At 65.4% G+C, this 10,993-nt stretch carries 8 protein-coding genes; all 8 read right to left on the reverse strand.

The annotated features are described in order from the left end of the window. Positions 1-1,383: hypothetical protein (locus tag NTW26_05230; protein MCX7021668.1), on the reverse strand; the 1,383-nt coding region annotated here is incomplete at its 3' end. 146 nt (positions 1,384-1,529) lie between these two features. Beyond that, on the reverse strand, positions 1,530-2,945 hold the full coding sequence (locus tag NTW26_05235) for an HD-GYP domain-containing protein (GenBank protein ID MCX7021669.1): 1,416 nt from the start codon (positions 2,943-2,945) through the stop codon (positions 1,530-1,532). 200 nt (positions 2,946-3,145) lie between these two features. Then, entirely contained in the window at positions 3,146-3,520 is a 375-nt protein-coding gene (locus NTW26_05240; protein ID MCX7021670.1) for a hypothetical protein, read from the reverse strand. A gap of 91 nt (positions 3,521-3,611) precedes the next feature. Continuing rightward, on the reverse strand, positions 3,612-5,930 hold the full coding sequence (locus NTW26_05245) for a fused MFS/spermidine synthase (GenBank protein MCX7021671.1): 2,319 nt from the start codon (positions 5,928-5,930) through the stop codon (positions 3,612-3,614). Positions 5,931-6,539: 609 nt separating this feature from the next. Continuing rightward, on the reverse strand, positions 6,540-7,211 hold the full coding sequence (locus NTW26_05250; protein MCX7021672.1) for a site-2 protease family protein: 672 nt from the start codon (positions 7,209-7,211) through the stop codon (positions 6,540-6,542). An 84-nt stretch (positions 7,212-7,295) separates the two neighbouring features. After that, a complete protein-coding gene (locus tag NTW26_05255; GenBank protein ID MCX7021673.1) occupies positions 7,296-7,865 on the reverse strand; it encodes a helix-turn-helix transcriptional regulator in 570 nt (189 codons plus the stop codon). Continuing rightward, positions 7,862-8,242 carry a type II toxin-antitoxin system RelE/ParE family toxin gene (locus tag NTW26_05260; protein ID MCX7021674.1) on the reverse strand — a complete coding sequence of 127 codons (381 nt, stop codon included), beginning with the start codon at positions 8,240-8,242 and terminating at the stop codon, positions 7,862-7,864. The genes NTW26_05255 and NTW26_05260 overlap by 4 nt, the downstream gene beginning before the upstream one ends. 92 nt (positions 8,243-8,334) lie before the next feature. After that, positions 8,335-10,449, reverse strand: a complete 2,115-nt coding sequence (locus NTW26_05265) for a GAF domain-containing protein (GenBank protein ID MCX7021675.1) — start codon at positions 10,447-10,449, stop codon at positions 8,335-8,337. Between the last annotated feature and the right edge of the window lie 544 nt (positions 10,450-10,993).

Genomic DNA, 10,993 nt, shown 5'->3' on the forward strand with positions numbered 1-10,993 from the left:
GTTCTCCACGCTCTGAACCCGCTCGAGCTCCTCGCCCAGCCTCCCCGCGGTCGCCAGGGCGTCCTCCAGGGCGGATCGCTTGTCGAAGAGGCTCTGCAGCCGGTCGTCGAAGGAGGCGGACTCGAGGCGGAGCTTCGCGAGCTTCTCCTCGAACTGGCCGACCTCGGCCAGCCGCTCCCGGAGGGTGTTGGTGCGGACGTCCATCTCGTCGAGCTGCTTGGTCTGTAAGGCGAGCTGGTTGTGCTGGCTGGCGAGCTCGGTACGGCCTTCCTCCATCTCCTGGAGGGCGAGCTTGAACTGCGCGGCCGATTCCCGTGCCTTGGCGCCCTCGGCCTGGGCGGTCTTCGTGGCCGCCAGGACGGCCTCCACCTCGGCCTTGGCGGCCAGGATGGACTGCATCCGCAGCTCCAGCGCGTCTATGGCCTGACGGGTCTCGGTGACCTGGGCCATCTGCTGGTTGATCTTGTTGACCTGGGCCTCGATGTCCCAGAAGACCACATTGATCCGGGCCTGCTCCGCGGCCACCTTCTCGACTATCTCGCGCTCCCGGTCCAGGCTCTTGAACTTGTTCTTGATGTACTCGACGGACTGCTTGAGCTCGTCGGCCTTGCGCTGGTAGGTGCCTATCTCGGCCAGGTCCTCGGACATCTTCTTCGTGGATTCCCGGGTGGCGTTGAGCTCCGTCGTCAGCTCGCCCAGCTTGGCGACGAGGTTCTCCGTCCGGCCGTCCACGGCGCTCATGTTCCCCGAAATGGTCTCGACCTTTTTGGCGGCCTCTTCCAGGCGGGTCTGGAGCTTGGTTATCTCCTCCCCCTCGCGCTTCAGGTCGGCCAGGTTGTCGGCGACCTCGGCGGCCTTGGCGTCCAGTTGGTCCAGCCGGCTGGAGACCTTGGCCAGTTCCTGGTTGGCCTTGACGACCCCCGTCTCGCTCTTCAAGAGACGGTCCAGCTCCTGCCGGTAGCCGGACAGGTTGTTCTCGAAGCCCCGCAGCTTCTCCTCGGTCTCGGCGATAACGGTGTCCAGCTTGCCCGCCACGTCCCGCACGCGCTTCTTGGACTTCTCGATGACCTTCGAGGTGAGCCGGATCTCGTCCAGGTCGGTGGTTATCTGCTCCCGGGACCCGGAGACCTCGCGCAGGCCGTCGGCCAGCTCTTGTATCTCCTTGCCCTTTTTCTTGACGAGGTCGAGGTTCTCCTGCGTGTGCTTGGTCTCGTCCGCAAGCTCCCGCAGGACGCCTTCGGACTTGGCGAAGAGCTCGGTGAGCTTGTCGCGGATCTGCAGGTACTGCTTGTCATCGCCCTTGGATTGGGAAAGCGACAGGCTTGAGATGAGGTTTTCTTCCCACTGCTCGGGCTTCTCCGCGGGTTTTTCTTTCTTTCCCATAGGGGCCCCCTGGTATTGTCAGCCGAAACTGCAAACGCCTACAATTTAATGACTCCGTCGGCCGTTTGTCAAGACTTAATAGAACCGATGTCGTTGTGGATGCGCCAATTCCGGCGCTCTTCACCGCTTTCCCGACCCGTGCGGCGCTACGGCTCTTCGTAGCAGCCCTTCTCGATGAAAAGAGGCACCAGATCGGGGTCGAACTGCTCCCCGGCGTTGCCCTCCAGCTCGAGGAGCGCCCGCTCGGTGGTCAAAGGGTGGCGGTAGGGCCGCTCCGAGGTCATGGCGTCGTAGGCCTCGGCGATGGCCAGGATGCGGGCCGGGAGCGGAATCTCTTCCCCGGCCAGCCGGTTGGGGTAGCCCTCGCCGTCCCAGCGTTCGTGGTGGTAGCGGATGGTGCGGGCCGCCTCCTCCAGGTAGGGGATGCCCCCCACGAGCGCCTCGCCGACGATGGTATGCCGCCGCACCACGACCCACTCCGCCTCGTCCAACGGGGTGTCCTTGCCGAGTATCTCCTCGGCCAGGCCGACTTTGCCGATGTCGTGCAGGACCGCGGCGAAGGAGAGGGAGGTCAGCTCCTCGGGCCCGAGGCCCCGGGCCCGGCCCAGGCGCACGGCGTAGCGCATCACCCGGTCCGAGTGGCCGCGGTGGTAGGCGTCCCGGGCCTCCAGCGCGTTGATCATGGTGCGCACCGTGGCCAGGTAGGAGCTCTCCACGATCGAGTGGCGGGCCAGGCGCTCCACGAAGACCGCGAGCTGGCCGTGGAGGGTCTCCAGCCGATCGAGGAACTCCTGGGCCGCCTCGGGCTTTTTCCAGACTAAAAAGACGTGGTAGGCGAAGGGGACGGGGCCGAAGGCCATCCCCACGCCGGAGCCGGGCTTCAGGTCGAAGCTCGCCTCGAAGCGCAGGAAGTGCTTGTTCTGCATGGGCTTGATCGGGGTATGGCGGGTGGGGAGCTTGCCCAGCTTGTCGAAGGCCTCCTCGAGCTCCCGGCGTCCGGGGAGCGTGACCCCCTCGGCGCGGGCCCCCACGTCGCCGTCGGGACGGCGCCAGAGGGCGACCGTGGCGTCGGCTTCGAAGATCTCCCCCAGGTAGGCGACCAGCTCGCCGAAGAAAGATTCGGGGTCCAGCTCGGCCCCGAGCCGGTTCTCCATCTCACGCAGGCCCGTGAGAGCGGCCAGCTCCAGGCGCAGGTTGGTGTTGAGCGGCTTGGAGTCGGGGGCGGTGACGCAGAGTTCCGCGTAGGGCGCGAGCTGGAGCCTGAGGAGTTGGGAGAGGACGACCAGGTCCACCTTCGCGCCGTCCCCCCGGCGGCAGATTATCACCTGCATCAGCCCCGGGACCTCGGGGTGGATGCTGAGCGCCTCGCAGCCCCCACCGCAGTCTATGACCCGGTCGTGGGCCTTGGTGAGCCTCTCGAGGCAGGACGAGTCCGGGGTGGTGGAGAAGGCGGGGCAGTGGTCCTTGGTGGAGCCGAGCCGCTCGATGCCGCCCTTGGTGAGGACGACGAGCTGGGTGCGGGTGGTGAGGGCGAAGTCGTTCAACAGATCGGCAAGCTTCATGGGGGTCACCTGTCCGGGGCTTACGTAATGTCTAACCCTATAAATATAGCACAGAAAAGCCGAAGTGGCTCACCGCCTTGTCAACCTTTTCCAGGACGATCGTTTCTACGGCGGTCTCGGCCCGTTCCCGCATGGCCCGCAGTTGCGATTCGCGGCTTACGTCGTGGAGGTTCTTCGAGCTGCGGGCGTAGAGGGCGCATTTAATCGTCTCGGTCCTCCTGCGTGACCTCCCAGGTGTAGCCGTCTTCGGGGATTTCCACGTCGTAGCGGGTATAGGTCGCGCCGTTTTCGTTTTCGCAGCGGATGTCATAAATGTTATAAGAATCTATCGGCAACACGATTTTTACACTTTCCCCCGGTGCCAGTTCCCCTTCCCAGAACCGCCCGAAACCCCAGTCGGGTTCCCCGTCTATAGACCGACAGCCGATTATCTTAACGATGTTGTACCAAGTCAGTCCGTTGGTTATCGTCAGGTAGGCGTGCCCCGGGTCCAGGCCGTCGTCGCCCGTCGGCGCGGTGCAGGCCAGCGGCAAAAGAGAGAGAAGGGCCAGGAGGCTAATCAGAAACCCCTTCATCTTTTCCTCCGAGTAGACGGCATCTCCCGTCTACGGCTTGAACGGCGCCCTCCGTGCCGCCCGGTCTAACTCGGATCACAGCGTTCCGGCATCAGGGACGGTACGTCTCGATGGCGCGGAGGTTGTCGTGGATGGTCGCCGGGGCGTGGAAGTTTCGCGGGGCGGAGTACTCGACGACGGGGCGGTCGTCGGTGACCGGCTCGAAGCCCCGCACGTACTCGCGGAAGGCGTCGTCGTCCAGGGCCAGCCGGTCCAGGAGCGCCGCGGGCCCCGGCACCCCCACCTCGGTCAGGGTGCGGACGATTTCGGGGTTGCGGGCCGCCGCGGCGAAACGCTCCGGGTCCGCGCGCAGCGGCTCGTCGGAGCCCAAAAGAACGATGTCGTTCCCGGTGAGCCAGAGCTGGACGTGGGAAAAGGCCCGGCCGAAGGCGGCGGCCAGCATCCGCACGTCGCGCACGGAGAGCTGGTAGAGCGGTATCCACTGGGCGACGACCCCGCCGGGCTTGAGCGCCCGTTTGCAAAGCTCGTAGTAATCCACCGTGTAGAGGTTGACCACACCGGCCACGGCGGGCGGCATCGGCTCGGCGGTGATGACGTCGTAACGCCGGTCCGTGCACAGGAGGTAGTTCCGCCCGTCGTCCACTATCACCCGGGCCAGGGGGTTGTCCAGGACGTCCAGGTTGAATTTGGCGAAGAACGGGGCGCACTCCAGCACCGCCGGGGCTATCTCCACGCAGTCCACCCGCTCAACCGTGTCGTACACCGCCAGGGCCCCGAAGGTGGAACCCGACCCGAAGCAGATGACCAGCACATCCTTGGGGTCCGAGTGGACCAGCATGGGCAGGTGGGCCAGCATACGGTTCTTGCGCATGTCGCTCACGGCGGTGTAGGTGGCCTGGTTCCCGTCAATGACCAGCCGGCGGGTGGTCATCCCCCCGTTGGCGGGGTCGTCGGTGCGCTCGCGCACCTCCACGGTCCCCGACTCACTTTCGTCGTAGAAGAGGAGCGTCTCGCCGGGAGCGAGGAAGTTCTCGCCCAGGCGGTCGAAGGGTAGCCAGAGGGTGCCGAAGGCGAGGGTGGCGGCGCAGGAGGTCAGGGCCAGGGTCCTTTTTTCGAGCCAGCGCCACGCCGCCGCCGCGGCCACCACCACCGACAGCCCCGTCAATAAAAGCAGGCTCCCCTGGAACCCCAGGAGCGGGATTAACACAAAGCCGGTCGCCACGGCGCCCAGGATGGTCCCCGCCGAGTTGGCGGCGCAGAGCTCGCCCACACGCCGGCCCACCCCGCCGGTCTCCCGGGCGTAGAGCCGGACCGCCACGGGGAAGAGCATTCCCAGAAGAAACGTCGGCAGGAGCATGACCACCAGGGTCAGCACCAGGGAGCTGGCCACGAGGGAGCCCCAGCCGGTGAGCCCTCCGACCACGCCCTGGCTGAACCGGCCCAGCGCCAGGGGCCAGTTGAGCGCCAGCCCCGTGGTCGCCAGCGCGGTGAGGCCCACCCCGATCTCCCCCCAGACGAAGGCCCGCTGGGGTTTCTTGAGCCGCTTCACCAGCCAGGAGCCGAAGGCCCCCCCGAGCGCCAGGCCCACCAGGTACACCGCCAGCATGGCCGAGAAGGTGTAGGTGACGTTGGAGAACCAGAGGATGAGCATCCGGTTCCACACCAGCTCCAGCCCGAGGGCGGCGAAGCCGGAAATCGCGTAGAGCCAGAGGAGGAGGCGTCCTTTCCTGTCGGACGGCGCGATCCCTCCGACCGCGTGGGGCTTCAGCTCCGCCGAGTCCGCGCGCGAGAGGGCAAATGCTCCTCCCGCCGCAGCCAGGTTGATGCCCGCCGCCAGCATGGTCGAGCCCCAGAGGCCCAGGTGCTCGATCAAAAAGAAGCCGGTCGCCAGCGTCCCGACGACGGCCCCCGCGGTGTTGAGGGTGTAGAGGAGGCCGGTGCGGCGACCGATGGCCTCCCGGGTGCGGCTGGTGTGCCGGGCCAGGGCGGGGAGCGTGGCCCCCATGAGGGTGGTGACGGGAAGTAAAACCAGGAACGCCAGGACGGCCCGCACCGCGGTGAAGACGAACCCGGAGCCGCCGGTGGCGCCGTAGAGCGGAACGTAGAGGAGCTGGGCGAGCTGGAGTAAAAGCGGGACGAGGAGCCCGGTGGCGGCCACCCCGGCCTGGAGGAGGGCGTAGAAGAAGAGCGGCCGCCGCATCCGGTCGGCCACGCGGCCCAGGAGCCAGCTCCCCAGCGCCATCCCCCCCATGAACGCGGCCAGGACCGTCGTCGCCGCCTGGCTCGTCACGCCGAAGACGAAGGAAAGCTGGCGCAGCCAGACGACCTCGTACACGAGGCCGGCGACACCGGAGATGAGGAACAGTCCGGCCACCGCCGGCAGCTGGAACTTTTCGAGCCTGGCCGTCACGGGGCTCCGATTTGTCGGCGCGTTTTTGGGGAAGGTCCCGCGGCCGGCGCGGGATGCCCCGTATTATACACCAATCCGGGGCGGCGGCGCCCCTCCCGGTGTCGTGCGAATGCGGGCCACCCTCCGCCTGCGGGTTGGGGTGAGGGTTGCCGCGTGTCCCCTCTCCCCTATGGGGAGAGGGCTAGGGTGAGGGGTGCCTTAGAAAATATAGACGCGGATTTTCCCAATCGCGGCGGCCCGCAGAGGACTCGTCCTACGGGGCCGCCCTACGTCATCGCAATCCGTGAGGCACGGGCCGGGGTGAGGGTCGGAGCGGCCCCCCCTCTCCCTGAGAGGGAGAGGGAACATGCGGGCGACCGTGGACGGTCGCCCCTACGGGGTCGCCGGATATTGACGTAGGGGCGGGTCTCCACACCCGCCCGCGGGTTTCGCCACCGCCTTGCGCCTGAATGTAGGGCGGGGATTTTAACCGAGCGAAGCGAGCTATGCCTCCGGCAAATCCCCGCCGCTTATTATCAATGGTGGCCCTCACCCTCAATCCCTCTCCCGGAGGGAGAGGGAAGCCGCTACACCCCTCACCCTAGTCCCACGTCTACACGGCTGACCGCATTAAAACAGCGGCGAGACCAGAACGTCGAACAACCGGAAAAATAGCGTGAAGTACGGCGACAGGACCCCCGTCATCAACAGTACGATGATGATGATGAAACCGTAGGGGGCGACGCGGGAGGCGTAGTGGCCGGCCTTGGGCGGCAGAAAGTGGAAGAGCACGCTGGACCCGTCCAGCGGCGGGATGGGCAGGAGATTGAACCCGCCCAGGACGAGGTTGTAGAGCACGCCCAGCTTGAGGATGGCCGAGAAGAACCCGGCGAACCCGATATTGAGCTCGAAGGTGAACTGGTTGAAGGCCAGGGGGTCCATCCCGACCAGGTAGGAGACCTGGAGGAGCACGAAGAACCCTGCGGCGAGGAGGAAGTTGGACGCCGGCCCCGCCAGCGATACCTTCAGGATGTCCCGCCGGGGGTCGCGCAGGTTGCGGGAGTCCACCGGCACCGGCTTGGCGGCCCCGATGATGAACCCCGCGTTGGACAGGATCAACACCAGCGGCAGGATGATGGTGCCGATGAGGTCTATGTGGGGGATGGGGTTCAGGGTGAGGCGGCCGGCGAGCCTGGCGGTGTCGTCGCCGCGGCGGTAGGCCACGTAGGCGTGCGCGGCCTCGTGGAAGGTGAGGCTGAACAAAAGAATCGGGACGGCGGCGATGAGGTACTGCCAGGCCATGGGGTGAACCTCGGGGTGGAGAGTTTCAGTACGGCGGGGTCGCTACTCCGGTTCCTCGCGGGCGAACCAGGCGATGAAGGACTCCTATGCGTTTTTCTTCCGGGCCTTGGCGCTTCCGACCGTGGACGTACGCTTCCTGGACGTAGGCGCGGCATGAGCCTTTCTCACCCCGCCCCTGGTCGAGGCGGGCTTTCTCCCCACCGACGCGGCCGCCCCGTGCGTCTTCAAATGCGGGAGCGCCCTCGACGAGGCTGCCTTAGCCTTCTTCGGCGAGGTCCTCTCGCCGATCGGGATCGTCGAAACCTTGGAGGTTGCGGGGGTGTCCTGCGGGCGGCGGTCGGGTTGCTTTTTGACACATTCCCAATCCATCTCTTCGTCCTTGGGCGCGGCCTTGAGCTTGAGGACGTAACCCAGGGCGTGGAACACCTCGGCCACCTTGCGCAGAGTCATGTTGGAAGGCCCGCGGAGGAGCTTGGTGACGTACGCCTTGGAGCAGTCGAGCCTGGAGGCCAGCTCCGCCTTGCTGACGCCGTTCTTCTCCATGACCTCGAAGAGCTGCTGGCTCACGTCGAAGATGAGCCCTTCTTCGGCCATCTGGCGTTCGTCACCGAAGAGCTCGATGAGCTCATAGTGAAGTCCGTCTTTGACTTTCACTTTTTAGTTCCTTTCCTTTGATAGAACTCTTTACGCAATAACTTGACTTTATCTATGTCGGAACGATCGGTTTTATCCTTCTTCTTAATATTGGCGTGACACATTATTAGGTTGGAACCATCCATAAAACTAAAAATGCGGGCTTGGTGCGCTTTAATATCATATATTTGATCTCCTTGATGATGAAAAATTTCCTTATTTGGTCTCTGAACATCGCATACCTTGTAGATATTATTGCGTAATTTTGTGCATTCTTTTGGGCGTTTGTGCTGAAGTCCCATTATAAAATCAAGGACAGGATTATCTCCGTTTTCTTTTAAATAATAGAAGGCTGTACGGTACACGCCTCGATAGTGCAACACTACAAGCTCACCCATCGCTGACCGCCCGGTAAGTTAACCTATGAGTTAACTTTTGTCAAGGGGTAGAGACCAATTTTTTTTGGGGGGGGATATCCGGGACCTGTCGTCTACTCCGGTTCCTCGCGGGTGAACCAGGCGATGAAGGACTCCACGCAGCGCCCGTCCAGGTGGTTCTTCTCCACCTCTTCGCGCAGGATGCCGATGGCGCGCTCCGTGTTCATGGGCTCCTTGTAGTGCCGCTTCTGGGTCAGGGCGTCGAAAATGTCGGCCACGGCGATGATCCGCGCCCCCATCGGTATCTCATCCCCGCAAAGCGCCTCGGGGTAGCCCGTGCCGTCGAGCTTCTCGTGGTGCCCGGCGGCGATGGCCGGCACCTCCCGCAGCGGCCGCTCGAAGGTGATTTTGTCCAAAAGCTCCCGGGTGATGGCCGCGTGGGTCTTCATCTCCTCGTACTCGTCGGGGGTGAATCGCCCCAGCTTGCACAGGATGCAATCGCGGATGCCTATCTTGCCGAAATCGTGCAGCAGCGCCGCCACCCGCAGCACCTCCCGCTCCACCGGCGGCAGGCCCATCTCTCGGGCGATGCCCAGGGTGTAGCGGGTGACGTTGTTCACGTGGTTCGAGGTGATTTTGTCCCGGGCGTCAATGGCGCCGGAGAGCGTCTCGATGAAACTCGAGAACATCTCCTGCCGCTGGCGGTAGAGGAGGTTGTTCTCGATGGAGATGGCCGCCTGGCCCGCCAGCATGGTCAGGAGATTCTCGTCGTCGGCGTCGAAGGGGAGGCTGTCCTCCAGGCGTCCCGAGGGCGCCTTCTTGTTCAGCACCTGGAACACACCCATCACCTCGCCCCGCTTGTCGAGCATGGGCATGGTGAGCATGGACTTGGTGCGGTAGCCGGTCTGGCGGTCTATTTCCTTGTTGAAGCGGGGGTCGTCGTAGGCCTCGGGGATGTAGAGGGTTTTTCCGGTGGTGGCCACGGCGCCGGCTATGCCCTTGGACGCCGGGAAGCGTATTTCCCGCTCGCCCTCGGCGACCATGCTCCAAAGCTCCCCCCGGTCGCGGTCGAGGATGAAGACCGTGGATCGGTCGGCGTCCAGAATCTCGCTGGTGAGCTTGGCGATGATGCCCAGGAGCTCGGCGAGGGGCATGATGCGGCCGATGGCCTGCGCCGCCTCCAGAATCACCCGCTGGCGGTGCAGCAGCCGGTCGTTCTCGCGGCCCATCAGGGCGTTGGAGACCGCCACCGAGGTGTAGCTGGCGATGACGCGGAGCTCTTCCTCGTCGTCGAAGGTGAAGGGGCCCTCGCGCTTGTTGAGCACCTGGAGTACGCCGAGGGCGCGCCCCTCGCGGCCCTTCAGGGGCATGACGAGCATGTTGCGCGTCCGGTAGCCCGTCCGGCGGTCCACCTCCCGGTTGAAGCGGGGGTCGGCGTAGGCGTCGGGGACGTTGGCTATCTCGCCGGTGGAGGCCACGTGGCCGGCGATGCCGGCGCCGGAGGGCATGCGGATTTCGTTCTCGGCCATCCCCTGGGCCACGATGCTCCACAGCTCGTCGGCGGTCTCGTCCAGCAGGAAGACGGAGGTGCGGTCGGCGTCCATGACCTCGGTGGTGACGCGGGCGGCGAGCTTGAGGAGCGAGCGCAGGTCCCGCTCGCCGGAGAGGGCGCGGCCCACGTCCAAGAGGTTGTCCTGGCGCTTGAGAATCGCCAGGGCCTGCTGGTGCGCCGCCGCGTTGGCCAGGGTCACCCCGCCGTAGGCGATGAGCTGGGCCAGCAGCGCCCCGTCGCGGGCGGTGAAGCGCCCTTCGCGCTTGTTCAGCGCCCCGAGTACCCCGATGGTCCGACCCCGGTGGTCCTTGAGGGGGAAGAAGAGGGCGTTCTTGACGCGCAGGCCCGGCTCGTCGAAGTGCGCGCGCTCCGCCGCCCGCGCGCCGCGGCGGGAAAAATAAAGGGACGTTCCGCCCCCGAGCACTTTTTCCAAAAACGCGCCCTGCCCCGCGTCCAGGACGTGCCCGGCCGTCACCGGGAGGTGGAACCACTGCCGATCGTGGGCCTCCCGGGTGAACCAGATGCGGACGAGCTCGGCGTCCACGGCGGCGGCGGCGTGGCGCGAGAACTGGCCCACCAGGTGCGCCAGGTCTTGCTCGCCGGCCAGGTCACGCGTGGCTTCGAGGAGCTTGCGCATCTCCCGCAGCCGCAGACCCAGTTCCTCGCCGCGCGCCATCGCATGACCTCCGTGAATATGCCCACTAAGTGTAACCGATTCCGCCTTCCCCCGCTACCGTCGCTGGGTCGTCAACGCTCGATTCGTAACCGTAGGGGCGACCCTCCGCGGTCGCCCGCGGGCGGGGACGGAGCCCCGCCCCTACGTCATCGCAATTTGCGTAATACGGGGCGAGGCGTGAAGCCGTCCCCCTCTCCCTTCTAGGGAGAGGGCCGGGGTGAGGGTCGGGGTAGGGAACGTGGGTTGTGCGGAACGGGGTCTCCCTTTCCCCGTGGGAGAGGGGATGGGGGTGAGGGTCCCGGCTTCAACTTATTCTTGTAATGACCATCAGGGCTGCGACCACCGCGCTCAGGAGCCCGCGGCCCTGAAGGACCGCGCTACATCTGCGGTCATGACGAGCCGCCCCAATCATAGCCTGCGATCATCGCCGCTGCCCCGCCCCTCTCCCAACTTCCCGCTTCCCGCCTCCAGCCTCCCGCTCCCAACTCCCCTCTTCCCGCCTCTACCATTGCCCATTGCCCATTGCCCTCTCCCTCTCCTCCCA

Source organism: bacterium (assembly GCA_026398675.1).
In the GTDB taxonomy this organism is placed as follows: Bacteria; RBG-13-66-14; RBG-13-66-14; order RBG-13-66-14; family RBG-13-66-14; genus RBG-13-66-14.